At 68.8% G+C, this 23,879-nt stretch carries 20 protein-coding genes; 5 read left to right on the top strand and 15 right to left on the bottom strand.

Annotation, left to right across the window (positions count from 1 at the left end):
• Positions 1-23: 23 nt before the first annotated feature.
• Genes F0U60_RS07620 through F0U60_RS07570 form a run of 11 tightly spaced genes read right to left on the bottom strand, consistent with a single transcriptional unit; the run spans position 24 to position 10,845 of the window.
• The gene (locus F0U60_RS07620) at positions 24-884 is read right to left on the bottom strand and encodes a MerR family transcriptional regulator (protein WP_395815919.1); all 861 of its coding nucleotides are present in this window, start codon (positions 882-884) and stop codon (positions 24-26) included.
• Positions 881-1,564, bottom strand: coding sequence for a lysophospholipid acyltransferase family protein (locus F0U60_RS07615; protein WP_395815917.1), 684 nt, complete (start codon positions 1,562-1,564; stop codon positions 881-883). Before F0U60_RS07615 ends, F0U60_RS07620 begins: the two co-directional genes overlap by 4 nt.
• Complete coding sequence (locus tag F0U60_RS07610) at positions 1,561-1,908, bottom strand: lycopene cyclase domain-containing protein (RefSeq protein ID WP_395815915.1); 348 nt, start codon at positions 1,906-1,908, stop codon at positions 1,561-1,563. The genes F0U60_RS07615 and F0U60_RS07610 overlap by 4 nt, the downstream gene beginning before the upstream one ends.
• Positions 1,905-2,288: a lycopene cyclase domain-containing protein gene (locus F0U60_RS07605; protein WP_395815913.1), complete on the bottom strand. Its 384-nt coding sequence runs from the start codon at positions 2,286-2,288 to the stop codon at positions 1,905-1,907. Before F0U60_RS07605 ends, F0U60_RS07610 begins: the two co-directional genes overlap by 4 nt.
• Positions 2,285-3,439: a glycosyltransferase gene (locus F0U60_RS07600; protein WP_395815911.1), complete on the bottom strand. Its 1,155-nt coding sequence runs from the start codon at positions 3,437-3,439 to the stop codon at positions 2,285-2,287. Before F0U60_RS07600 ends, F0U60_RS07605 begins: the two co-directional genes overlap by 4 nt.
• Positions 3,436-4,413, bottom strand: coding sequence for a carotenoid 1,2-hydratase (locus tag F0U60_RS07595; RefSeq protein ID WP_395815909.1), 978 nt, complete (start codon positions 4,411-4,413; stop codon positions 3,436-3,438). The genes F0U60_RS07600 and F0U60_RS07595 overlap by 4 nt, the downstream gene beginning before the upstream one ends.
• On the bottom strand, positions 4,410-5,867 hold the full coding sequence (locus F0U60_RS07590; protein ID WP_395815907.1) for a phytoene desaturase family protein: 1,458 nt from the start codon (positions 5,865-5,867) through the stop codon (positions 4,410-4,412). Before F0U60_RS07590 ends, F0U60_RS07595 begins: the two co-directional genes overlap by 4 nt.
• The gene (locus tag F0U60_RS07585) at positions 5,864-7,186 is read right to left on the bottom strand and encodes a hydroxymethylglutaryl-CoA reductase, degradative (RefSeq protein ID WP_395815905.1); all 1,323 of its coding nucleotides are present in this window, start codon (positions 7,184-7,186) and stop codon (positions 5,864-5,866) included. Before F0U60_RS07585 ends, F0U60_RS07590 begins: the two co-directional genes overlap by 4 nt.
• Positions 7,183-8,208, bottom strand: a complete 1,026-nt coding sequence (locus F0U60_RS07580; RefSeq protein WP_395815903.1) for a phytoene/squalene synthase family protein — start codon at positions 8,206-8,208, stop codon at positions 7,183-7,185. The genes F0U60_RS07585 and F0U60_RS07580 overlap by 4 nt, the downstream gene beginning before the upstream one ends.
• Positions 8,205-9,749, bottom strand: coding sequence for a phytoene desaturase family protein (locus tag F0U60_RS07575; protein ID WP_395815901.1), 1,545 nt, complete (start codon positions 9,747-9,749; stop codon positions 8,205-8,207). Before F0U60_RS07575 ends, F0U60_RS07580 begins: the two co-directional genes overlap by 4 nt.
• A 13-nt stretch (positions 9,750-9,762) precedes the next feature.
• Positions 9,763-10,845 (bottom strand): polyprenyl synthetase family protein, encoded by a 1,083-nt coding sequence (locus F0U60_RS07570; protein WP_395815899.1) that lies wholly within the window; start codon positions 10,843-10,845, stop codon positions 9,763-9,765.
• A gap of 113 nt (positions 10,846-10,958) precedes the next feature.
• Here F0U60_RS07570 and F0U60_RS07565 point away from each other — a divergent pair, with 113 nt between their 5' ends.
• The 4 genes from F0U60_RS07565 (at position 10,959) to F0U60_RS07550 (ending at position 14,370) form a co-directional block, all read left to right on the top strand.
• Positions 10,959-11,513, top strand: a complete 555-nt coding sequence (locus F0U60_RS07565) for a peroxiredoxin family protein (protein ID WP_395815897.1) — start codon at positions 10,959-10,961, stop codon at positions 11,511-11,513.
• A complete protein-coding gene (locus tag F0U60_RS07560; protein WP_395815895.1) occupies positions 11,510-12,415 on the top strand; it encodes a TIGR01777 family oxidoreductase in 906 nt (301 codons plus the stop codon). Before F0U60_RS07565 ends, F0U60_RS07560 begins: the two co-directional genes overlap by 4 nt.
• 73 nt (positions 12,416-12,488) lie before the next feature.
• Entirely contained in the window at positions 12,489-13,682 is a 1,194-nt protein-coding gene (locus tag F0U60_RS07555) for a metallophosphoesterase (RefSeq protein WP_395815893.1), read from the top strand.
• A gap of 37 nt (positions 13,683-13,719) precedes the next feature.
• The gene (locus tag F0U60_RS07550) at positions 13,720-14,370 is read left to right on the top strand and encodes a TetR/AcrR family transcriptional regulator (protein ID WP_395815891.1); all 651 of its coding nucleotides are present in this window, start codon (positions 13,720-13,722) and stop codon (positions 14,368-14,370) included.
• 141 nt (positions 14,371-14,511) lie between these two features.
• Here the strand turns inward: F0U60_RS07550 and F0U60_RS07545 are convergent, their stop codons facing one another.
• Positions 14,512-19,191 carry a lamin tail domain-containing protein gene (locus tag F0U60_RS07545; protein WP_395815888.1) on the bottom strand — a complete coding sequence of 1,560 codons (4,680 nt, stop codon included), beginning with the start codon at positions 19,189-19,191 and terminating at the stop codon, positions 14,512-14,514.
• Positions 19,192-19,393: 202 nt separating this feature from the next.
• On the opposite strand from F0U60_RS07545, the gene F0U60_RS07540 reads away from it, so the two are divergent.
• On the top strand, positions 19,394-19,942 hold the full coding sequence (locus F0U60_RS07540; RefSeq protein ID WP_395815886.1) for an FHA domain-containing protein: 549 nt from the start codon (positions 19,394-19,396) through the stop codon (positions 19,940-19,942).
• A gap of 18 nt (positions 19,943-19,960) precedes the next feature.
• On the opposite strand, the gene F0U60_RS07535 is transcribed toward F0U60_RS07540, so the two are convergent.
• From F0U60_RS07535 to F0U60_RS07525, 3 genes are all read right to left on the bottom strand, one after another.
• Positions 19,961-20,650 (bottom strand): tetratricopeptide repeat protein, encoded by a 690-nt coding sequence (locus tag F0U60_RS07535; protein ID WP_395815884.1) that lies wholly within the window; start codon positions 20,648-20,650, stop codon positions 19,961-19,963.
• The gene (locus tag F0U60_RS07530; protein ID WP_395815882.1) at positions 20,622-22,076 is read right to left on the bottom strand and encodes a serine/threonine-protein kinase; all 1,455 of its coding nucleotides are present in this window, start codon (positions 22,074-22,076) and stop codon (positions 20,622-20,624) included. Before F0U60_RS07530 ends, F0U60_RS07535 begins: the two co-directional genes overlap by 29 nt.
• Positions 22,077-22,252: 176 nt before the next feature.
• Complete coding sequence (locus F0U60_RS07525; RefSeq protein WP_395815880.1) at positions 22,253-23,878, bottom strand: hypothetical protein; 1,626 nt, start codon at positions 23,876-23,878, stop codon at positions 22,253-22,255.
• Position 23,879: the final 1 nt, after the last annotated feature.

Genomic DNA, 23,879 nt, shown 5'->3' with positions numbered 1-23,879 from the left:
CTCCCCTGCCCTTCCCGCCCACCTCAAGTTCGGTTCAACGCGCCTCGCGCCTGCTGCCAGAGGGCCACGAGTTCCTCCGTGGTTTCAGCGTACTGCGCCCCCACGCTGAAGAGGGTCTTCAGGTGCTCGCGCGCGCCAGGACCTCCTACCACTACCAGCGCCGGAGCACACGCCTCCACCGCGGCCTGCAACACCTGCCGCAGTTCCTCCGCTTCTCTCTTGCGCACGCAGGAGAGCGCCACCAACTCCGGTCGCACCTGCTGACACGCCGCGTGTAACGCCTCCGCCGGAGTGTCCGCGCCCAAGAGCGTCACCCGCCACCCCTTGCGCTTGAGGTGCAGCCCCAGCGCCAGCAAGCCCCCCTCGTGCGTGTCCCGCTCGGGACAGGCCAGCACCACCCGAGGCCCGTCCGGGCGCGAGTCTCCGGCCAGCAACAGGGCCCGCAGTCTCTGGCGGATGAGCGCCGAGGCCAGGTGCTCCCGCGCGATGTCCAGCCGCTGCCCCATCTCCCTGAGCAGCGGCATGAGCAGGGTGTCCACGTAGGGCTCTACTTCCATGGAGGCCTGGGCCTCACCCAGCACCCGGTCCGCCTCGTCCCCATCCAACACCATCACCGCCGACCAGAAGCGCTCCTCCAGCTGCTCGCGCACCGGCAGCTCGCCCACCGGCGTGGATTGCACCTGGGCGATGGCCTCGCTCACCGCCAGTCCCTCTTCGATGAGCTTCGCCACCCGGCGGATGTTCTCCACCTCGTCGCGGGTGTAGACGCGGTAGTTGCTCTCGTTGCGGTGCGGGCGCGGGAAGCCATAGCGCCGCTCCCAGGCGCGCAGCGTGGCCTCGCGAATGCCCGTCAGCCGAGCAATGGTTCGGATGCGCAGCGTCATGCCGAAGGCGCCCTCCCTCGCACCGCGTCCCAGCGCTCCGCCACGCCCCTGCCTCCCGACACCACTTGCGTGAAGCCCTCCAGGCTCGTCACCTCCATCAGCCGGCGCACCGCCGACTCCAGCTCCGATTGAAAGCGCGCCAGCGCCCCCGCCGGGTGCGGCGTTCCCACTTCCACCAACACGTCCGGCCGCTCGTGCTCGAAGAAGGCATAGCGGATGGCCAGCGGCAGGCACTCTGCCTTTCCCACTCGCGCCAACAGTTCCACCCCGCGCTCCAGCCGCAACGGCAGCACTCCAAAGGGGCGCAGCTCGCCCTCCGGGAAGATGCCCACCGCCGCCCGCGGCTTCTTCAGCAGCTGGCCCGCGTAGCGCAGCGTCTCCAGCGACGAGGCCCACTCGCCCCGGCGGATGCTGAACGCCCCAATTCGCGCCAGGAAGCGGTAGCGCTCCAGGTTCTGCTCCTCCATCACGCAGTACGTGTCCCAGCCCGCCGCCCGGCCCACCTGGTGCAGCACGAAGCCGTCCCACCAGTTGGAGTGGTTCATATACACAAGCCGTGCGTCGTCTCCCCTCGGCAGCTGCCCGCGCACCCACAGCCCGCGGAACGAAGACCGGAGCTTCCACCCGACGTACCCGTCGACGACCCGCCCGAAGAGTCCGCCCTTCGCCGCGCGTATCACGGCACACGCGCCTCCCGCCGCGACAGCAGTACCGTGAAGAGCGTCAGCCCCAGCGACACCATGATGCTCGTCAGCAGGAAGAAGAGAATCTCCTCCAGCGGCACCCCGGCTACGTAGATGCCCAGGTGCTTGCCCTCGCCGAAGTTCCAGATGCCCTCGCGGATGGCCAGGTGGTCCGCCACCGCCAGGTACGAGCCCACCACCAGCGCCGGTGGCAGCACTGCCCTCAACACCACCCACGACCGGCCCCGGAAGTGGTGCACCAGCACCGCGAGCTGCAACACGATGAAGGGCACCGCCCACGCCATCAGGTGGATGATGTACGCCCAGCGCGTCTCCATCATGACGCCACCTCCTCGGCTTCCACGCGGGGCTCGCGCGTCCCGGTGCTCGTGGCCTGGTGCTTCCGCGGCTCGGGCGCCTCGAGCACCCGACGCAGCCGCTCGCGCGCCCACAGGCCCACCAGCAGCGTCTGCAGCCCGAAGAAGAGGTACTCCTCCAGGGGCAGGTAGCCCACCTTGATGCCCCAGATGCGCTCGGGGTCGAAGCCCCACAGCCCCCACTTCACCGCCAGGTTGTCCCACGGCGACGTCGCCGCGTAGACCACCACCAGCAGCAGTCCCATGGGCGCCAGCCCCTTCCACGACAGCGTGCGCCGGTAGCGCACCAGCTGGAAGAGGATGGGCAGCACGACAAACAGTCCCAAGAAGCGTGCGTAGGTCATCCCTGTCCTCCACTCAGCTCCGTCCACACCGGCGACATGCGGCCCCCGGAATGCAATGCGTAGGTGCGCCCCCGCCACGTCACCCGCAGCGGTCGCACCAGCGAAGAGAGAAACGCGGCTAGTAACAGGGCCTCGCCTAACAGCCAGTCCAGGGCCACGTGGCGTACAGAGGGACTCACGGGGGTGAGCCCTATACCCTCACCCCGTCCCTCTCCCAAAGGGAGAGGGGTGCTGAGCACTGTGAGACGCCAGGACAACAGGGTTCGTATCGCTAGGAGTGTTGCCACCCCCAGCGCCAGCCACCTCGAGCCCACCAGCAGGCTGAACAGCAACAGCGGCCACGTCGGCGTGAAGAACAGCGGCACCGTTGGGTAGAGCCCGGGTCGGTGGCTCATCAGCACCTGCATCCACCTCGTGAAACGCGCCAGCGCCGCGCTCCACGTGCCCGGTGCTAATGGCACGAGCGCCGGGACCTCGCACAGCGCCACGTCCAGGCCTTTTGCGTGCAACCGCTTGGAGAGCTCCAGGTCCTCGCCAATATGGTCCGCCAGCTCCCGCAGCTCATCCACTGCGAGCGCGCTCAACCCCAGCGCCTTGCCGCACACCGACTTCGCCCCCGCGCTCATCACGTGCAACGCCCGGAAGCTGTGGTGCGTACGGCGCAGCAGCCCCGCTACCGCACGGTCCGCCAAGCCTCGTTCGCCCACCGGTGTCGGCACCGCTGTGCTCAGCGCCGCTCCCGCGGCTATCGGTGCCGCTAATCCCTCTACCAGCGCCCCTGTCACCGCCACGTCCGCATCCACCACCAGCACCACCCGTCCGTCTCGCGGCAGCGTCTCCAGCCCGTGCAGCAGGTGCCCCACCTTCCGGTTCGGTGTCACCGGGTCGCTCCGCAGCCAGCGCACGTCCTCCGGCAGCATCGGCCGCGAGGGCGACAGCACCACGTGCGCCAGTGGCCCCGCGTAGTCGATGGGCCGCGACAGGTTCTCCAGCTCCCGAGCCGTGGGGGCATCCACCGGTCTGAGCAGCACCACCGGCACCCGCGTGGACTCCACCGGGCGGCGGCGCCGCGACAGGCGGCCCAGGGCCACCGCGCTGAAGCCCCCAGCCAGCACCGCCCAGCCGAGTCCCATCGCCTCCAGCGCGTTCATGCCGCACGCTCCACGCGCGTACGGAAGTGCGCCATCCAGCGGATGAAGGGCGAGTGGAAGCGCCGGAAGTCCGCCACCTCTCCCATCACGTCCAGCCCGTCTCGCCGTGCCTCCACCCGCGCATAGAAGGGCGAGGACTCCAACAGCCGCGGCGTGCCCACCACCGTGTTTCCCGAGTACAGCTGCGCCGGCACCCGCAGGCCCCAGCCCGTCAGGCTCGTCGGCCGCGCCTCTGACAGCAGGGGCCTCCGCTCGGACTTCGTCCCCAGCACGCCCGCCGTCACCCGCAGGGGCGCCACGCCGTCCGGCAGGTGGTAGTCCACCACCGTCTCCTCGGGTCCGTGCACACGCGCCCAGTGCCACCTCGGCAGCCGCGCACCCAACAGCTCCGCGCCATGGTTGCCGTCGTGGTAGCCGATGCCCTCCACCGACACGTCCTCCGAGAGCACGTCCAGGCGCGCCTTCGCCCGCGGCGCCAGTGCCCTCCAGAAGTGCGGCAGCCCAGGCACGAGTTGCAGTTCCTCCGCCGCCGGCACCTGGGGCTCCAACACCAGCCGGGCCCGCACCGCCTTCCCTAGGGGCGCGCATCGCTCGTCCACTTCCATGCGCACCGTACCGTCCGGCGCGTACTCCAGCCGCGAGCGGCCGATGCGCAGCTCCCGGCCCTGCCGCAACACCGAGGCCTGCGGGTACTCGCTGAGCACCCAGCGTCGGCTCACCCCTCGGTGGTACAGCGCGAAGTTCACCGCGCAGTGCTCGAGCGGAAGGGCTCCCCGCTTCACCCGCGCCGAGTAGCGTGGCGAGAAGAGCGAGCCCACCATGAAGATGAACACCGCGCTGTACTCCCCCGCCGTCACGTCAGCGTAGAACCAGCGGTAGGCCCCCGGGCTGTCTGGCAGCGCCGGCAGCGCGTTCAGCCACTGGTAACCCTTCGGAGCAACCGGCAGGGCGGAGATGGAATCCAGACGCCTCATGCACTCCTCCGCAGGTGCGCGGACGCCATCTCCGCGGCAAAGCGGCCCGAGAGCATCACCAGCGGCACCCCGCCTCCCGGATGCGTGCCCCCTCCCGCGAAGAAGAGCCCCGGCGTGCAACCCCGAATCCGCGGCCGGCGGAACGGCCCGAACTTCCCGTGCGGCAGGAAGCCGTAGATGGAGCCCCCCGGCGCGCCCAGGGCCGCCAGGTCCACCGGCGTGCGCTGCCCCACCACCCGCATGCGCCCCCGCAGCTCCGGGTAGTACGCGAGCAACTTGTCGAACATCTGTGCCTTCACCCGCTCGGCCTGCAGCTCCCACGCGGCCGCCGCACGCTCGTATGCGCCCGGCTCTCGCGGCAGCGCCGGGGCGTTCACCATGACGAAGAGGCCCGTCTTGTCCGCGGGTGCCACCGTCGGATCCGTCGCCGAGGGGTTGCAGAAGTACACCGTGGGATCATTGGCGAGCTGCCCACCGAACAGCTCGTCGAACTCGCGGCGGTAGTCCCGGCTGAAGAGCACGGTGTGGTGCGGCAGCGGCGGACGGCCATCTACCTCCAGCAGCAGCACGTAGCCCGACAGCGACAGGGGCTCGCTCCCGCGCCCCAGGGTGTCCAGCGGGTCCGCGTTCACCACCACCGAGTCGAAGTGCGCCTCGCCCCCGTGTGGCCCCACCTGGTAGCCCCGCGCATCTCGCGTGTACCGGGAGCGAGCGTTGAGGTGCACCTTCACCCCCTGACGCTTCACCGCCTCCCCGAGCGCGTCCACCAGCGCGCCGATGCCCCCCTGCACATGGTGCACGCCGTACGCGCGCTCGATGTGGGGGATGAGGGCGTAGGCCGCGCTCGCCTCGTAGGGCGAGGCCCCCGCGTACGTGGCGAAGCGGCCCACGAACTGCTGCATGTGGTCCGTCTTGAAGTGCGCCCGCGCCAGCTCATCCAGCGTGGCCAGCTTCATTCCCCGGGCCATGGCCACCACGCCCCGCTTCGCCACACGGCCCATGAAGCCGGCCATGCCCTCGAAGGGGGCCTCCAGGTACGGCTCACCCGCGGCCCGCCAGATGGCCTCGGCCTCCGCGTAGAAGCCGTGCACTCCACGCCGCTCACTGGGACGCAGCTCGCCCGCACTCTCCGCCGTGCGCTCGACGTCTTTGTACGCCACGAAGCCGCACCCGTCCGCGAAGCGGTAGGTGCACTGGGGCTCCAGCTCGGTAATGGGGGGCAGCAGGTCCGCCGAGCCCAGCCGCTCGAAGAGTCCCTTCACCACGTCCGGCAGCGTGAGCAGCGTCGGCCCGGTGTCCAACCGGAGTCCGCCCACCCGCACGCACTGCGCCTTTCCCCCGAGGGTAGGGCCTCCCTCGAAGAGCGTGACGTCGTGGCCCTCCTTCGCCAGGAGCCCGGCGGCCGTCAGCCCTCCGATTCCGCCGCCCACCACCGCGACACGCATTGCCTTCATCGCGCAGCCTCCTTCCGCCGGACCTCCTCGGCGAGGATCTCCCGCGCACGCTCCGGCCGGTAGATGCGCTCGCGAGCCAGCCGCTCGGCGACGATCTCCACCAGCTCGCCCTCCGCCCCCACCTCCGCAGCCACCCGTCGGGCGTGCAGCGCCATGTGTCCCTTCTGAATGCCCTCGGTCCCCAGCGCCTTGAGCGCCGCCAGGTTGGTGGCCAGTCCCGCCGCCGCGGCCAGTCCCGCCAGGTCCACCGCACTCTCGACTCGGGCCAGCTTCAGCGCCCGCCGCACGCCCGGGTGAGTGCGCGCCGCTCCGCCCACCGTTGACGTGGCCAGCGGCATCTCCAGCAGACCCACCAGCTCGCCCGCGGGCCCCTTCTTCCACGAGGTGAGCGGCCGATACACCCCCGAGCGCGACGCGTACGCATGCGCCCCGGCCTCCACCGCGCGCCAGTCGTTGCCGCACGCCACCAGCACCGCGTCCACCCCGTTCATCACGCCCTTGTTGTGGGTGACAGCGCGGTACGGATCCATCTCCGCGAAGAGCTGGCCCTCGAGGATGGCATCACGCACCGCCTCACCATCGGGGAAGCCCTCGAAGGCCAGCGCCGCCGCCGGCACCGTCGCGCGCACGTACACCTTCCGGCGATCCGCCAGGTTGGTGAGGATTTTCAGCCCCGCCCGACCGCCCGTGAGGGCCGCGAGCTGGGGTGCCATCTTCTCGGCCAGGCTGTTGACGAGGTTGGCCCCCATCGCGTCACGGGTGTCCACGTGCAGGTGGACAACGAGCGTAGTGCCGTCCAATACGCGCACCTCCAGCTCGCGCGCCCCGCCGCCCCGAGCGCACATAGCGCCCAGATAACCATTGGCCTCGGCCAGCAGCTCGGCCGTGTTCGTACGCAGCGCGGCCTCGGCGGCGATCAGCGACGGCACGTCCAGCAACTGCACCTGCGCGGTGGTGATGGGTGCGTCCGCCGTCACGCTGAAGCCACCGCCCTCGGCACATAGGCGCGCGGCGTAGCTGGCCGCGGCGATGATGGAGGGCTCCTCCACCGCCATGGGCACCAGCCGGTCCTCTCCGTTCACCACGAAGTTGAGCGCCAGGCCCAGCGGCAGGCCGTGCAGGCCCACAACGTTCTCCACCATCGCGTCCGCGCAGGCCTCATCGAAACCCGCCAGGCCCGCGCACGACTCCGCCTCTTCGGGCGACAGCCAGCGCGACTCCACCAGACGCGTTCGGCGCCGCTCCGGCGACTGGCGGTAGAAGCCCGACAGGCGCGAGGAGCGCTTCACCGTCAGCGTCTGTATCTTGTCGTCACTCACGAGCCCACCCCCGTTGTCATCCGCGTGGGAAGGAGCGGCACCTTCACCTCGGGCGTGGCGGGCGCGGGCAGCACCCCCGACGGCCGCACCAGGATGGCGGTGGCCAGCGCCAGCTTGCGCGAGCCCGGCACCGAGAGGCGCCCCTTGAAGACGTCGTAGTCGTTCAGCTCGATGACGCGCAGGATGTCCCCGTAGATGGAGCCCATCAGCTTCACCATGCGCTGACAGCCGAAGCCGGAGAGCGCGGGGATGCCCGCCGCCGCCCGCGCGTAGTAGGCGCGCGCCCGGGCAATCTGGCAGCGCATGAAGTCGCGCCACCGGTCATCCACCACGCCGAGGCGCAGGTCATCCACCGTGAGCCCGAAGGCCGCCAGCTCGTCCAGCGGCAGGTAGACGCGGTCGCGATCCAGGTCCTCCTTCACGTCGCGCAGGATGTTGGTGAGCTGCATGGCGCGGCCCAGGTCCGCCGCCGGCCCGAGCGCCCACTCCTCCGAGCAACCCAGCATGGGCGCCATCATCAGCCCCACCACACCCGCCACCCGGTAGCAGTACAGGTCCAGCTCGGCCCAGCTCGCGTAGCGGCGCTTCGTCAGGTCCATCTCCATGCCGGAGATGAGGTCCTGCATGGGCTGCTCGGGGACGCGGAAGCGGCGGATGACGTCCTGGAGGGCGGCGAACTCCGCAGGGTCCCACGGCCCATCTCCCCCACTCGCGCGCGTGGAAGGCGGCGGCATGCGCGGATCCGCGAGCTCCGGCGATTCGAGGAAGAGCTCGGCCACCGCGCGGCGAGCACGCACCAGCCGATCGGCGAGGCCCTCGGGTACCGCGCCCTGATCCGCACCGTCTGCCACGTCCACCATGTCGTCCAGACGTCGACAATATGCGTAGAGGGCGAAGGCCGCCTTCCGCCGCATACCGAAGAGCATGAACGAGGCGAAGAAGAAGCTCTTGGCGTGATTGCGAGTCACGCGCTCCGCCATCTCGTAACCACGTGCCACCAGGGTGTTGTCGTGCGCCTTCATGCCGCCTCCTCAAGTGCTCCGCGCCCGGCTCCCCGGGGCTCCGTCACCACGTCCGCCGCTCCCGACCAGGCCAAGATGCGCTCCACCACCAGCCGCGCGGAGATGAGCACCGTGGGAAGACCGGTGCCCGGCTGGGTGGAAGCCCCTACGAAGAACAGGTTCCGCACGCGCGCATCCTGGTTGGACGGGCGGAAAGGGCCGATCTGAAAGAAGTTCTGTGCCAGCCCGAAAGCACTGCCTCGGGCCAGGTTGAAGGTGCACGCCCAGTCGTCCGGCGTGAAGACGCGCTCCACCTCGATGTCTCGCTCGAGCTCCGGGTAGCCAAGCTCAGCCAGGCGCTGCAGCACCTTCGCGCGCACCTTGGGGCCTTCCACCTTCCAGTCCAGGCCCGGGTGCTGATGGGGCACCGGCACGAGGATGTAGAGCGCGTCCTTGCCCGGCGGCGCGAGGCTCGGGTCCGTGTGGGCCGGAGCATTCACGTAGAAGCTCGGGTCCTCCGGAACGCGGAAGCGCTCGAAGATGTCGTCGAACGAGCCCTTGTAGTCGTGCCCGAAGACGACGTTGTGGTGGTTCAGCCCGTCGTAGCGGCGGCGGAGTCCCAGATAGAGCATGTAACCGCTGGAGGTGTAGCGAAGCTTTTCCGCTCGCTTGAGCCGGGTGGCGCCCGGGTCCAGCAGCTTCTCGTACGCGTAGGGCAGATCCGCGTTACACAGCACCACGTCGGCCTTCACCACCTGCCCGTCCTCGAGCTCCACCCCCGTGGCACGAGCCCCCTCGGTGAGGATGCGCTTCACCGGCGTGCTGTAGTGCAGCCGCACGCCCTCCTCGCGCGCCACCTTCTCGAGCGCGAGCGGAATGGCATACAGGCCCCCCTTGGGGAACCACACGCCCACGCCCAGCTCGGTGAAGGGCAGCAACCCGTACACCGCGGGCGACGCGAAGGGCGACACGCCCAGGTACATCGTCTGGAAGGTCATCGCCGCGCGCAGCCGCTCGTCCTGGAAGAAGCGGCTGACGTCCGCGTACATGCGGCGGTGCGCGCGCACCTGGAAGATCTTCTTGAGCACCGAGGGCGCGAAGTAGTCGGAGATGCCCGCGTAGTTGCGGCCCACCAGGTGGTCCAGGCTGGTGCGGTACTGCGTGCGGCCCTGCGCGAGGAAGGCCAGGTAGCGCGCGTAGCTGCCGGGCTCCACCCGCTCCAGCTCCCGCCCCATGGCGCACAGCTCGGAGGTGAAGGTGATGGACGAGCCGTCGCGGTAGTGGATGCGGTAGTTGGGATCGCACCGCAGGAGCGTGAGGTAGTCCTCCATGCGCCGGCCGAGCGCGGCGAACGTCTCCTGGAACACCTCGGGCATGAGCACGATGGTGGGGCCGATGTCCCAGGTGAAGCCGTCCACCTGGAGGCGGTTGCAGCGCCCGCCAGGGCCCTCCGTCTTCTCGAAGAGGTGGACGTCGAAGCCCTGGTGGGCCAACCGCGCCGCCGCAGCGAGCCCGCCCACGCCCGCGCCCACCACCACCGCCTGTCTCTTGCCACTTCTCACGGTGCGTCTCCTCTCAAGCCATTCGGTGGGCCAGCTGGCCGATGAGCGACTGCATCAGGTCTCGCAAGCCATTGGGGTTGGGCAGCGTTGCCAGGGCGCGCACGGCAGAGCGCGAAACCCGCGCCACCAGCTGCTCGGTGGCGGTCCGGCCCCCGGCCTCTTCCACCAGGCCACGCGCCCGAATGAGTGCAGCCCCGTCCTTGCGCTCGGGAGGCAGCGCCCACAGCGCCTCCAGCTCCGCTCGCGCCTCGGGACGGGCACGCGACCAGGCCGCCATCACCGGGAAGGTGCGCCGGCCCTGGATGAAGTCGCAGTGCGCGGCCCAGTCATCGCCCCGCTGCTCCTCGAAGAGGCCGCTCAGCTCCCGCCGCAGCTCGTAGGCCAACCCAACGTTGCAGCCCACCCGCGCCAGCCGCAGCCGCAGCGACTCGTCCGCGCCGGCCAGCATCGCTCCACACACCAGCGCCGAGCAGAAGCCCTCGCGCAGCATTTTCAAGCGCGCCATGCGCAGGGTGTGGCGCACCCCACCCGGCTCCAAGGCCTGTCCGCCCTGCTGCACCGCGTACTGCCCCACCGCGGAGTAGCGGCACAGCCGCAGGTGGTACTCGCTGGCCTGCGCTGCCCCCGGCAGCTCCGAGCCCACCATCGTCTCCAGCGCCCGAGCGAAGAGGTGATCTCCCACCACCACGGCCAGGTGCTGTCCCGGACGGCCCGGCCCCAGCAGGTGGTGCATGGCCAGCCCACCCCGCCGCAGCACCGTGTCCTCCGTCACGTCGTCATGGACGAGCAGGAAGGCGTGCAGCAGCTCCAGCCCCGCGGCGAAGCGCCACAGCCCGGCCGGCACCACCGCCGAGCCCCGCGCCAGGCAGTAGCCAGCCAGCAACAGCGCCGGGCGCAGCCTCTGGGTGGGGCGCAACACGTACTCGCGGACGTGTCCCAGCGCCGCTGTCCAATGAATGTCCAACCCCGCCTCGTCCGGCAGCTCCAGCAGCTCGACGAGCGACCCCTCCACCTGGGCCTGCACCAATTTCAGCCACGCCTGCTCCACCGAGGGAGCCGGCATGGGCGGTGCGGCAATGAACGGCGTGGGGCCCATACAGCTGTCCTCCCGAACGGTGGGTACCTTCGAGCTTGGAAGTAATCTTTGTGTCCAGCCCTTGTCAAGACTATGTCTAAGGTTCGTACAAGCTTTGTCCACGGGAGTCCCTGATGACCACATGGATTGCAGGCATGCTGACGACCGCCGTACTGGCCACGAGCCCGACGCTCACCACCGAACCCCGGGTAGGGCCGATGAACGCAACCTTGCGAGGCTCGAACGGAAAGGAAGTGGCGCTGTCCCGGTGGCGGGGGAAACCGGTCATTCTCTTCTACGAGGACCGTCACTCGACGACACTCAACGCGGCTTTCAAGGAGGCCCTCTTCGCACGGGGCCAGTCCATGGGCCTGCTCGACGCGGCGTGGGTGGTGGCGGTGGCCAACCTGGAGTCGTTCAACTTCTTCCCCGCTCGGGACATCGCGCTGTCGTACGTGCGCGACGAGGAGAAGAAGTGGGGCATTCCCATCCTCGTCGATTTGAAGGGAACCCTCGGGGCAGCGCCGTGGAACCTGCCCACGAAGACGTCCTCCGTGTTGCTCCTGGACGAGCAGGGGAGTGTCGTCTTCCGCTACTCAGGGCGCATGGACGCGGAGGACATGGAGACGTTCTTCCAAGCGCTCGCTACCCTACTCGGCCGGGACATTTCGCCGGGGGCGCATCCGTGAAGATTGCGATGACGGGAGCGAGCGGTTTCCTAGGCCCTCAGCTCGTCGAGCGGTTGCTGGAGCGGGGCCATGGCGTGCACGTGCTGGCGCGCGACGTGAAGCGCACACTGGCGCGTCTGCCGACGGGCGTGACGGGCTCCTACTTCGACGCGGCCACGCCGCTGGCGCCGGACGCGCTGGGAGGAGCGGAGGCGGTGGTGCACCTTGCGGGCGAGCCCGTGGCCCAGCGGTGGACGGAGCGCGCGCGCCAGCGCATCCACGACAGCCGGGTGGTGGGCACGCGGCTGCTGGTGGAGGCCATGCGAGCAGCGGGCACGGTGCGGCACTTCGTGTCCGCGTCGGCCATTGGCTACTACGGCGGAGACCGGGGTGCGGAGCCGCTGACGGAGAGCAGCTCGCCCGGAGAGGACTTCCTCGCGCGGGTGTGCCGAGCCTGGGAGGCCGAGGCGCTGGAGGCAGCCGCGTCGGGCATCCGCACGGTGGTGCCGCGCATCGGCGTGGTGCTGCACCCGGAGGGAGGCGCGCTGAAGAAGATGCTGCCCGCCTTCCGGTGGGGTGTGGGTGGACGCATGGGCTCGGGGCAGCAGTACATGAGCTGGGTGCACCGCGACGACGCGCTGGGACTGCTGCTCTTCGCGCTGGAGCAGCCGGAGCTGCGCGGGCCGATGAACGTGACAGCGCCGGAGCCAGTCACCAACGCGGAGCTCGCACGGGCGTTGGGAGCGGCACTCCACCGGCCGGCGGTGCTGCCCGTGCCCTCGCTGGCGCTGAAGGTGGCGTTGGGAGAAATGTCCGAGGCGGTGCTGGGAGGTCAGCGCGTGCTGCCCCGGCTCGCGCAAGAGTCGGGCTACCGCTTCCAATACCCCGAGGTGCAGGGGGCACTCCGGGCGCTCCTCGGGTGAGGGAGCGGCTTCACGCTTCTTTACAGACGAAGGAGTTGCAGCGCCTGGAGCGCCGGTAAGTAATCAAGGCCTCATGACTCCCGTGCTGCGCTTCGCCCTCTTCTTCGGAATCCTGTCGTTGTTGGTGGTGTCCGGTCACGTCTACCTGTACCGGCGCCTCTTCCGGGACACGGCAAGGCACTCGGCCTGGCGCAGGGTGGGCGTGGGCGTGATGGCGCTGCTGGCCGCGACGCTGCTCGGCTCGCGGATGCTGACGTACCTGTGGCCCTCGGAGGCGACGGCCCTGGTGGAGCAGGTGAGCTGGTTCTGGATGGGAGCGGCCACCTACCTGCTGCTGGCGGTGCTGTCACTGGGCGGCGTGCGCACGCTCTCCGGGTGGCTGAAGCGCCGGCGCGCGGTGGAGGCGGCTCCGGCCCCTGTGTCCGAGGAACGGCGGGAGTTCCTCGCCCGAGCGACCGCCGGAGCAGCGCTGGTGGCCACAGGGGGCATTGCCAGCTACGGCGTGTGGCGCGCCTACCACCCACCGGTGGTGAACGAGGTGGCGGTGAAGCTGCCCGGGCTGCCCAAGGCGTTGGATGGCTTCACGATCATCCAGCTCAGCGACATCCACGTGGGCCCGCTCATTCAGCGCCGCTTCATGGACGCGCTGGTGGCACAGACCAACGCGCTGAAGGGTGACCTGGTGTGCATCACGGGCGACCTGGTGGACGGCAGCGTGGAGGAGCTCGGCTTCGCGGCGGGCGCGCTGCGCGAGCTGCGCTCGCGTTACGGCACGTACTTCGTCACGGGCAACCACGAGTACTACTCGGGAGACGAGGAGTGGAGCGACGCGCTCACGCGCATGGGGATGACGGTGCTGCGCAACCGCCACGTGCGCATCGGCGAGCCGGGGGCCTCGTTCGACCTGGTGGGCGTGGATGACTGGGGGGCGCAGCGCTCGGGCTACCCACGCGAGCGCAGCTATGACCTGGCGGCGGCCACAGCGGGGAGGGACTCCTCACGAGCCTCGGTGCTGCTGGCGCACCAGCCCGCGGGTTGGCGCGAGCAGGCGTTGAAGGCGGGCATGGGTCTGCAACTCTCCGGGCACACGCACGGCGGACAATTCTTCCCCTTCAACCTCGCGGTGGCGGCCATCTGGGAGCACGACGCCGGGCTGTTCCGCGAGGGCGACAGCTCCATCTACGTGAGCCGAGGCACGGGCTTCTGGGGCCCGCCGCTGCGAGTGGCCGCGCCGCCGGAAATCGTCAAGGTGACGCTGCTCGCCTGAGGCTAGAGGGTGACGCAGCACATCCACGGTGGGTAAAATGCGCACTGGGATGCGCAAGGCAGCGGCGAAACGGGAGATCAAACAGGAGCGCGCGGCGCGGACGCGGTTGGAAATCATGGAGGCCGCCATCACGCTCTTCGCGCGACGGGGCATCCTCGCGACGACGATGTCGGAGCTGGCCAAGGCCATCCGGATGACGCCTGGGGCGCTCTACTGGCACTTCCCCACGAAGGAGGATCTGCTGCTCGCGGCCATCGAGGAGCTGCACGAGCGCTTCCTCAGCGAGTTCCAGGAGCTGTCGAACGAGCAGCGCCGGCTGACGGCGCGGCAGCAGCTCGAGGCGTTCCTCGGACGGGGGCAGCAGTTCCTGCGCTACCACCGCGAGTACGGCATCTTCTTCGGGATGGTGGCGGTGGAGTCGGCGTACACGAACGACCGCGTGGCCGAGTCCATCCGGGAGAAGCTGGAGGTCTACGTGGGGGTGCTGGAGAACATCATCCACCACGGCCAGCACAGGACGAAGGAGTTCCGCACGGACGTGGACGCGCACGTTGCCGCGCACAGCATCTTCGGCGGCTTCATGGGCACGCTGCTGCACCAGAACTCGTTTCGCGAGTCGGTGGCGTACGACCCCGTCCTCACGACGTGGCTGATGCTGACGGCGGACGGCATCAACCCCAAGCGCTGAGCGGTATCCGCGCCCTTTCCTCCCCCGGAAACGACAACGCCCCCCGCGTCACCCAGACAGCGTGACACGGAGGGCGTGAGCACCTCACCGGCCCGCCCGCCTCACGGTGGAGGCGAGCGGACCCGGCATCCGCTCAGGGACTCAAGGAGCAGTCGGTGCGCCCGGAGTGGGCGCGGCCGTCAGCTTGAAATCGTCCACGTTCGAGTCGGAGTCCTGCGCATTGGGCGTGCGGGACAGCGAGCCAGCGCTCGACGAGTCCTCCAATTTGTTGGTGGTGGACGTGGTGCCCTCCAACAGATCGAACTTCGTCGTCGTCTCCTTGATCGTGCATTCCGACATGTCGCCCTCGTAGGCCAACGAGTCGACGATCGAGTCCGTCGCCTTGTTGTAGATGGCCACGGCGTCGGGCGAGCCATTCTGGATGATGTCCGTTTCGGCACCCGAGCTGGACTTGATCGCGAGCGTCTTCACCGTGGGGGAGGCAGGCACCTTGGCGATGAGCTTGGCCGAACCGACGACGAGGTACTCACCCGCCCCCAGTTCGCCGAGCGGAGCCAACTCGGCCCTGTGGTACTCGGCGAAACCGCTACCATTGACGAAGACGAGGACCATGTCGGCCAGCGAGATGGGCGCACTCGAGGAGTTGTAGATCTCCACGAACTCCTCCGAGTCGCCGGCTCCGGGCATGTCGTAGTCCACCTCGTTGATGACGAGCCCCTTCCTGGTGCTGGACACCGTCACCGGAGTGGAGAGCGTCGTGCCGTCGTAGGTGGCGACGAAGGCGCCACTCGCCCCTTCGGTATTGGAGGTGGCGGTGAACGTCACCTTGCCCGAGGTCTGGCCCTCGGCGATGAAGACCGTCGCGGAGCTGAGCGAGCCCAGGCCGGTGGCGGGCGTCAGGGAGACGGCGACCGTGGCACCACCGGCCTCCGCCTTCTTGTCCAGCGACACGGTGAACTCCTGCGTTGCCCCCGGCACCACCCTCGGGTTCGTCGGGCTGATGCTGGCGAGCTTCGGGTACGGCAGGAGCACCGACACATTGGCGGTAACCTTTTGCGTGCCGATCGAGGCAGTTACCGTCCCCTCACCGTAGCCCGCGGCATCCGCGGTGAAGATGAAGGAGGCCGAGTCGCTGCCCTTGGGCACCACCACCGTCGAGGGCACCGTCCCAAAGAGCGCTCCCGCCGAATTGGGCGCCGCCGCGAGCTTCACCGTCAGGTCACCCTCCGCCACCTTGTCCAGCGTCACCGTGAATGTCTGGGTCGTGCCCTGGACGACGGTCGCCGTAGGCGGAGTCAGGCCGCTGAGCGCCGGGAAGTTGTCGGTGAGTCGGACCTCGGCCGTCTTCTCGATCGAGCTGCCACTCACCCGGGCCGTGATGGAGCCCGAGGCCGGAACGGACGCCGCCGGGTTGGGCATGAAGGTGAAGGTGACCACGGTGGCATCAGTCCCAACCTCCACCGTCGAGGGCTCCACCGTTCCGAGTTCCGCCGGCATCACGACGACCTCGAGCGTGGTACCCGCGGGCGCCGGGATGTCGAGGGTGGCGGTGACCGTCACATTGAGGCCCAGCTTGGTCACGAGAGGGTCAGGCGTGAGCGTCTCCAGTGCGGGCAGCTCGCTGGTAGCCAGCACACGCACCGTGTTCTCCAGGCTCACCGTGCCAAACTTGGCAGTCAGCTTCACACTGGCGGCCTGGGCCTTCGAGATGAACTTCACCGCGGCGCTGGTCTGCCCCTTGGGGATGACCACCTTGCCGCCATTGGCAACCTCCAGCGCACCCGAGTTGGAGGAGGTGACGGTGACCTCGATATCCTCGGCATAGGGGCTTGCCACGGAGACGCTGAGCAGTCCGCCCAGAGTGGTGCACCCGGCAGGAGCGCACGAGGGGTCCACGCGGGTGAACAGGCCTTCGGGGCCGAAGCCAACGAGCGCAGGCGGGGGGCCGAGCAGGTCGTCCGCATTGCGCGGCTCCACCTTGGAGTTGCTGTTGCGCCAGGTCAGCACGCCACGGACCCGGTGGAACTCCGTGCCCACCGCCGGCAGGGGCGAGACCTTGAAGAGGAAGTCATCCACGTACACCCCATCCGTGCTGCTCCCCTTGGTGTTGACGAAGAACTCGCCATAGGCGGCGTCCTGCTTCGTCACGACGACGTCAGTGAGCTGCACCAGCACGCCCTCGAGCGCCTCGGCGCGCGAACCACCCGTAACCACCTCGTCCGGGGTGACGGAGACGGGCGCCGGCACCTCGTGGATGAGGTCGTCATCCAGGACCGTGATGAAAGCGCTCACGAGCTCGAGCTGCCCGTAGAACTGCTTCAGCACAGCGTTCTCAATGCGGATACGGTTGCCGACCTTGGGCGTGATGTTCGAGGAGTAGACGTAGAGACCGGACCAATCCACACCACCCTTGGCCCGAGTCTCATCGTCGACCTGGATGAAGTAGCTGGGATTGGTGCCACCCGTCACCGCCGTCACGATCGCGCTGGGAATGGTGACCGTGTAGGCGCGGAACGGGTACTTGCCCTCCACCGGCTTCTTGAGGTCGTAGATGGTGACCGGGCAGAGCACGTCATCCGGGTCCGCCGTGAGGCAGGCGTCGCACACGTCACCGCGGCCATCCTTGTCCGTATCCGTCTGGTCCGGGTTGGCGACACCGGGGCAGTTGTCGGCGGGCATCAGGATGCCATCACCGTCCTCGTCCGCCGGATTGGCGGCCGTGCACGTCGTGGAGCCGGCGTCGAGCGGGCAGGGATCGCACGCATCACCGAGGCCGTCGTTGTCGGTATCCGCCTGCTTGCCATTGTCCATCGGGCGGATGGGGTTGAAGATGATGGGGCAGTTGTCCTGGGCGTTGGCAATGCCGTCGCCGTCATAGTCGGTGAGCCGACGCATGCCGGTATAGACGGTGGAGCCGTTCACCGAGGCCGCCGGGGTCGAGGCGTTGCGCTGCGGCTCGCAGGTGGGCTCGTTCGTCGGCTGCGAATCGGCGCAGAAGAAGAGCGCATAGGAGGACTTGTTGGTTTCCTTCAGTGAGGCGAATGTCTTGCCCGTCTCCGACTCCACGCACGCCGCCTTGGCGGTGCCGCACACCGGGATCTCCTCACAGGCCTTCGCAGCGCCCGCCGTCAGCGCGGCCACCACGGCCTTATCACCATAGAGCGGCTTGCCACCGCGCACGGTGAGAACCACGTCCTCCGGATGGGCGGCGATGACGGCGCGGTGCGGCGACTTCGTGAAGGAGTTGAGCTTGTAGATGGCCAGGTCCGCCACCTTCCCCTTGGCGATGCGGCCCACCTTCTCCCAGGTCTCCGTCGCATCCGCGGCGTTCGCGGTAACCATCCGCCACAGCTCTTCATCCGTGAAGGCCTGCGAATAGTGCGCCTGGTTCAGGTAGTCCGCGCACTGCAGCTCGCGCAGGAGGTTCATGGAGCCCAACTGCAGTCGGTGCGTACCCAGCGCGATGTTCACGCCCAACTGCTTGTAGGCGGTGACCATGGACGTGTCGCCGTACAAGGACACGTTGGCACGGGGCGACCAGACGAGGCTCGTGCCACGCTCGGCCAGCTTGGAGATCTCCGCTGCCGTGAGGGCCATGCCGTGGAGGATGGCCGTGTGCGAGGTCAACAGGTCCTGGCTGTCCTCGCCCTGACCGGACAGGCAGCGGAACTCGTTGTACGCCGACTCCTCGATGCCCTCGGCCACGTTCGCCAGGTAGGCAGAGAGCGCCGGGATGTCATCCGGCGTCTTGATGGTCGGGTAGCCGCACCCGTTCGTCAGCTCCTTGCCACTGCTGTCACCGAGCGGAGCGCGCTCGAAGGACAGGCTCGGCTCGCGCAGGCCTTCCTGGCTGAAGCTGGTGGACCAGGGCGCGGCGGCCAGCTCGCGCAGCAAGCCCTTCCTGCCGCCAGAACCGGCGAGCGAGGTCGTACCGGCCATCACCTGGCGCAGCTCGGCCCAGTGCAAGACATTGTCATCGCTCGTGTCGCGAGCCGCGGTCAGCGGGGTGTGGCCATCGTTGCCCCTGTCCCAGTCGTAACGGTGCTCATAGCGCTCGTCCGACCCGGCCTCCGGCGTCAACTGGACGCTGAGGCGGTCATTCGCGTTGATGAGGCCCGGAGAGATGACACCTGCCGGGCAGGAGATGCGCACGGCTCCGGCGGCCTCCGCCTCGCCCGAGCAGTCGCACGCCGCGCACGTGATGGTGCCCTCGGCGTTCACCAGCACCTGGCCCCCACTCAGCGTCTTGCCGTCCATCAGCACCACGCCCATGTAGAGGCGCGCGCCGTTGGCGGTCCCCTCGGGAGGAATCACCTGGCAGGTGGCTCCAGCCTCCGGCTGCGGCAGGCTCGCCGCCCCGGGGCACTGCTCCACCGGCGACGGCGGGAGCGCGCAGGAGTTCGTGCACTCGTCACTGTCATTCTTGTTGCCGTCGTCGCAGGCCTCCCCAATCTCCCGGATGCCGTTGCCGCACTCGTGCAGAATTTCCTGTCCCGGCGGGGTGATGCTGCAGTCGTTCTGGCAGCCGTCACCATTCTTGGAGTTGCCGTCGTCACACGCCTCGCCTACCTCGACCGAGCCATTGCCGCAGACGCCCGCGACGGGGGTGCATTGGCTGGAACAGCTATCTCCGTCGGCGGTGTTGCCGTCGTCACATTGCTCCTTGCCTTCGACGCGGCCGTCGCCGCACACAGGATCAGAACCCGGGCACGCTGTGAGCAGGAGGAGTCCTGTACTCAACAGTGCCAGGAGATGGCGTGGGTTGTTGCGCATGCAGTCCCTGGGGGGTTGTGGGTTGGACTGGGCAGTGGGCTCCGTCATTGTGACGACTGCTTGAAGCCCACTGAAACATTCGAGCGACACCTTACGCCGGAGGTGAGCCAAGGAAAAATCCGTGCCCCTTGGTTGGATGCCTGCTCATGCCCGCGTCCGCTCCTCTCAAACGCGCACTCTTGGACAGCCCCGCGACCCTGGATCAGCGATCTGTAGCGCTCAAGCGCCGAAGATGATTGGCTCTCCTCCCATGGCACGCGCTCTGCTGCTCTCGCTGCTCGTGCGGCAGCACCTCGCACTCAAGGAGAAGTTTCGTGCCCGTTACCCACACTGTTGGTTGGTGTGGGAGGCGGGGGTTTGGAACGTTCCGGAAAGCAGCGAGCAGAATCACGGCACCACCCGGCTACCCACCTCGGAGCTCTACGACTGTCTGCCCTCGGGGGACGCGATGTGCTTCGAGCTGGCCCCCGTCCCCGGGAGGAACGAGCTGTCGCTGGGACGGGCCTCGCACAACACGTTCGTCATCAACGACGCCACGGTGTCACGCGAGCACCTGGTGCTCCATGTCCGGCCGGACGGAGGCTGGGAGGTGGAGGCGCAGGCCCAGGGGGGGCCGGCGCTGCTCAGTGGGAAGCTGCTGCGGCCCGGTCAGCGCACGCCGTTGGAGTCCGGCATGCAGCTGCAGCTGGGTGACGTGCGGCTCACCTTCCACGATGCGGACAGCTTCCACCTCCGCATGGGACATACGGCCGCGCTGATGCTGGCCACCCAGCGAGGCCCCCGAGAGAGCCCGGCCTGAGCGGCCGGGCGCCGGGCCCTAACGGATGGTCCCCAGGGTCGTGGGACGCGGCTCGGGTGCGGTGGCGGCGTAGATGACGCCACCGGCGATCACCGCCACGGCCCCTGCCCCCGCCCACACCCACCACTTCTTCGCCAGACTGTCTTCGCTCTTCATCTCGGCCTGCGTCGACGCCGTGGCCCGGGGCGCGAGGGTGGACTTGCGATCGCTCTGCTGCTTCACCCGGCGCGCGGCAGCGGCCTCCGCCTGTGCCCGCAGGGCCGCGGCCCTCGCCTGATCCCTCGCCGTCTCCTCCCGAGCCAGGCGCCGCTCCTGCTCGAGGCGCACTTCCTCGTCCATCTCCGCGATGAGCTCGCGCACCAGCGGCGCGTTCGACGGCTCCTCCTTCGAGAGCGACAGGTAGCGCCGGTAGAAGAAGGCGGCCCGCTCGGGGCGGCCCAGCTGCCGGTGGCACTGGGCGATGTTGAAGAGGAACCCCGGCAGCGGCTTCAGCCGGTACGCCTCGCTGTAGGCGTCCAGGGCCTTCTGGAACTCGGCCAGATCGTAGGCGAGGTTGCCCTCGGCGAACTTCGCACGCGCCTGCGCCTCACCATTGCTCCGCGACTCCATGCTGGCGGCGGAGGAGGACAGGGGCGACACGGCGAGCGCCACTGCCACCAGCACCGGCAGCACGGAGCGCTCAGTGAGCGAACGGATCAATGACATCATCACGAATTCCTGAGTTCTTCTTGCGCGGAACGTGGGAACGGGAGGGACTCCGCCCCTCCCCGCGCTGTGGCCGCACCTCCACTGGGACGAGCGGCACCTCGAGGGTCGCAGGCGAATCGAGCCGCACCTTATGCTCGCTCGGAGCGTAGCCCGCCAGCTCAACCCGCAGGCCCAGGGGTGCGTCCGCGCGCGGCTGCTGCGTCACCAGCGGCGTCACCCCGAGCACTTCCCCCGTGTCGGCGCGCAACACCCGCGCGCCCGCGGGCAAGGAGTTCACGGTGAGGGTAATGGAGGCCGGCGCGAGCTTCTCGACCACAGCCTGCGCCTCCACGGCCGTCGGGGCGCCACGCTCCACCGCCCGCCAGAGAACGAAGCCCGCGCCCAGCACGGCCAGCGCGCCCATCGCGATCGCCAGCCATGGGCGCTGCGAACCGGACAAGCCCGCGGGCACCGGCATGGGCACCGTGGGCCGCTCGCTCTCAGAGCGCGCCAGCTCCGCCCCCGTGTCCGTCAGCAGCGCCGTGATGACCTCGGCGAGCTGCTGGGGCCGCTCCTCGGGCTCCTTGGCCAAGCAGCGCAGCGCGAGCTGGGCCAGCGCCTGCGGCATCGGCTCGCCCGCCGGGGTGTGCGAGGGCAGCTTCGGCGGCGCCTCGGTGAGGATCTTCACCATGAGCTGGCCGAAGTTGGACGCCACGAAAGGGGGGTGCCCACTGAGCATCTCGTAGAGGACGGTACCCACCGCGTAGACGTCCGCGCGATGGTCCACGGGCAGCCCGGCGGCCTGCTCCGGCGACATGTACGTGGGCGTCCCAATGAGGGTGCCGTCCAACGTCCCGCTGGTGCCCTCGGGCGTGATGACCTTGGCCACCCCGAAGTCGAGCACCTTGACGAAGTCCGCCTGCCCACCCTTGTGGGTGACGAAGAGGTTGTCCGGCTTGACGTCCCGGTGCACCACCCCGAGCTGGTGTGCCGCCCCCAGCGCCGCGCACACCTGAACCAGGATGCGACGCATGCGCGTCACGGTCAGCTGCTCTTCCTTGAGGAGCGCCGACAGGCTCTGCCCCCGCAGCAGCTCCATCACGCAGTAGACGCGTCCGTTCTTCGCGTCCTCTACGAAATCGAAAATCTCGACGATGTGCTCGTGGTTGATCTGATTGACGGCGCGCGCCTCCTGGAAGAAGCGCTGCACGAAGCTGGCGTCATGGCCGAAGGCAGAGCGCAGCACCTTGAGGGCCACCTGACGTCCCAGCCGAACGTGCCGGGCCTGGAACACCTGCCCCATGGAGCCCTCGCCCAGCAGACGCTCCAATTGATAGGTGCCCAGGACATCGCCTTCCTGGAGCTCGCGATTCACGACGGTGCTACCTCCAACGGCCTGGAAGCTGCCGGAGAGCACCGTACTCGAGATGACATCGTCGCCGCCCATTGGCGGCAAACCTTTCCATCCTCTCATCTCCCGGCAAGCCATTCGGGAAAGGTTGTCGCCAGGATGACGACTCTTCTGTCCCGCGGATGGCACGGTGCGCCATCCGCGGGTGGTCAGAAGTGAGGAGAGGCCCGCCTTCAGGAGGCGGACCTGCGCACTGCCGCTACAAGGGACGGCTAGTTACACGAACCACCCGACGCACACGTGCCCGTGCCACCACCACCCGGCTTGGTGCAGCTCTTGCCGGTACAGTCGTTGTCGGCACAGTTCAGCTTCCCGTCGCCATCGTTGTCCACACCATCGGCGCAGGCGGTCTCGGTCTTGCTGCCGCCCGAGCAGACGCAGCCGCCGCCACACGACTTCGTGTTGCAGTCGGTGGTGTCGGCGCAGTCCGTCTTGGAGTCCCCGTCGTTGTCGGAGTTGTCACTGCAGGTGGTCTCCGTCTTCACCCCGGACGTGCACGTGCAGCCGGTGCCGCACGTCTTGCAGTCGGTGTCGGCGCAGTCCGTCTTGGAGTCCCCGTCGTTGTCGGCGTTATCGTTGCAGGTGGTCTCCGTCTTGCTGCCGGCCGAGCAGACGCAGCCGGTGCCGCAGGTCTTGCCGTTGCAGTCCGTGGTGTCGGCACAGTCCGTCAGGCTGTCGGCGTCATTGTCCTTCGTGTCCCAGCAGGCGCTCTCTACCGGAGTCGTGCCCGAGCACATGGTGCCGTCGCCCCGCTCCTTGCCGTTGCAGTCCGTATCCTGGCAGTCGGCCTTGCCGTCACCATCGTTGTCCTTGCCGTCCCCGCAAGCGCTCTCCACCCGCGTCGAGCCCGAGCACGAGGTGCCGTCACCCAGGTCCTTCCCGTTGCAGTCCGCGGTGTCGGCGCAGTCCTTGAGGGAGTCCCCGTCGTTGTCGACGTTGTCGTTGCAAATGGACTCGCTCTTCGCGCCACTGGTGCAGGAGCAACCAACGCCGCACGACTGGCCGGAGCAGTCGTTGGTGTCCGCGCAGTCCGTGAGGCGGTCCCCGTCGTTATCCGCGTTGTCGCCACACGAGGTCTCCGCCTTGCCGAAGTTCCGGCACTCGCAGCCGGTGCCACAGGACTTGCCGCCGCAGTTGTCATCGAAGCAGTCCTCCGAGCCATCCCCGTCATTGTCGGACCTGTCGTCGCAGACAGTCTCCGTCCTGGCGCGGCCCTGGCAGACACAGCCGGTGCCGCACGACTGGTTGTTGCAGTCGCTGTCCGCGCAGTCCTTGAAGGTGTCCGTGTCATTGTCGAGGCCATCGCTGCACACGGCCTCGCCCTGCTTGCCGCCGATGCAGATGCAGGTAGCGCCACACGACTGGTTGTCGCAGTCCTCGCGGTCCGCGCAGTCCGCGGTACCGTCCCCGTCATCATCGGTGCCGTTGGCGCAGTCCAGCTCCCCGCGCGCCTTGCAAGCCCCCGCGACACACGTCTGCTCAGCGTCGCAGGGCTTGCCGCACCCGCCGCAGTTGGCGCTGTCGGTCTGGAAGTTGAAGTCCTCGTCCGTCTTGCCGTCGCAGTCGTCATCCTGACCGTTGCACAGCTCGGCGGGCGGGTTGGCCAGGTTGTCCAGCTGGCCATCACAGTTGTCGTCCTTGCCGTTGCACACCTCGGCGGTGGCCTTGCAGCAGAAGCCGCTCTGGCCCGTGCGGGCCATGCACACCACGCCGTCCTCGGCGCAGTCGGCGTCCGTGTCGCAGCTGAAGACGGTGTCGTCCGGAAGCTCCGGCACCCAACAGCCCGCGGCGGAGACCGCGAGCACCCAACAACAGAAGAGGGAAGAAATGGCCTTCATG

Source organism: Archangium minus, from assembly GCF_044360475.1.
GTDB lineage: Bacteria > Myxococcota > Myxococcia > Myxococcales > Myxococcaceae > Archangium > Archangium minus.
The sequence above is the reverse complement of the archived record's forward strand: the minus strand, read 5'-3'. Positions and strand labels throughout refer to the sequence as shown.

Bases quoted from the DNA above. Each gene is read 5' to 3' on its own strand.
- F0U60_RS07620 (WP_395815919.1), bottom strand. From the start codon at position 884: ATGACGCTGCGCATCCGAACCATTGCTCGGCTGACGGGCATTCGCGAG.
- F0U60_RS07610 (WP_395815915.1), bottom strand. From the start codon at position 1,908: ATGATGGAGACGCGCTGGGCGTACATCATCCACCTGATGGCGTGGGCG.
- F0U60_RS07605 (WP_395815913.1), bottom strand. From the start codon at position 2,288: ATGACCTACGCACGCTTCTTGGGACTGTTTGTCGTGCTGCCCATCCTC.
- F0U60_RS07600 (WP_395815911.1), bottom strand. From the start codon at position 3,439: ATGAACGCGCTGGAGGCGATGGGACTCGGCTGGGCGGTGCTGGCTGGG.
- F0U60_RS07595 (WP_395815909.1), bottom strand. From the start codon at position 4,413: ATGAGGCGTCTGGATTCCATCTCCGCCCTGCCGGTTGCTCCGAAGGGT.
- F0U60_RS07590 (WP_395815907.1), bottom strand. From the start codon at position 5,867: ATGAAGGCAATGCGTGTCGCGGTGGTGGGCGGCGGAATCGGAGGGCTG.
- F0U60_RS07580 (WP_395815903.1), bottom strand. From the start codon at position 8,208: ATGAAGGCGCACGACAACACCCTGGTGGCACGTGGTTACGAGATGGCG.
- F0U60_RS07570 (WP_395815899.1), bottom strand. From the start codon at position 10,845: ATGGGCCCCACGCCGTTCATTGCCGCACCGCCCATGCCGGCTCCCTCG.
- F0U60_RS07565 (WP_395815897.1), top strand. From the start codon at position 10,959: ATGACCACATGGATTGCAGGCATGCTGACGACCGCCGTACTGGCCACG.
- F0U60_RS07555 (WP_395815893.1), top strand. From the start codon at position 12,489: ATGACTCCCGTGCTGCGCTTCGCCCTCTTCTTCGGAATCCTGTCGTTG.
- F0U60_RS07550 (WP_395815891.1), top strand. From the start codon at position 13,720: ATGCGCACTGGGATGCGCAAGGCAGCGGCGAAACGGGAGATCAAACAG.
- F0U60_RS07545 (WP_395815888.1), bottom strand. From the start codon at position 19,191: ATGACGGAGCCCACTGCCCAGTCCAACCCACAACCCCCCAGGGACTGC.
- F0U60_RS07540 (WP_395815886.1), top strand. From the start codon at position 19,394: ATGGCACGCGCTCTGCTGCTCTCGCTGCTCGTGCGGCAGCACCTCGCA.
- F0U60_RS07535 (WP_395815884.1), bottom strand. From the start codon at position 20,650: ATGATGTCATTGATCCGTTCGCTCACTGAGCGCTCCGTGCTGCCGGTG.
- F0U60_RS07530 (WP_395815882.1), bottom strand. From the start codon at position 22,076: ATGGGCGGCGACGATGTCATCTCGAGTACGGTGCTCTCCGGCAGCTTC.
- F0U60_RS07525 (WP_395815880.1), bottom strand. From the start codon at position 23,878: ATGAAGGCCATTTCTTCCCTCTTCTGTTGTTGGGTGCTCGCGGTCTCC.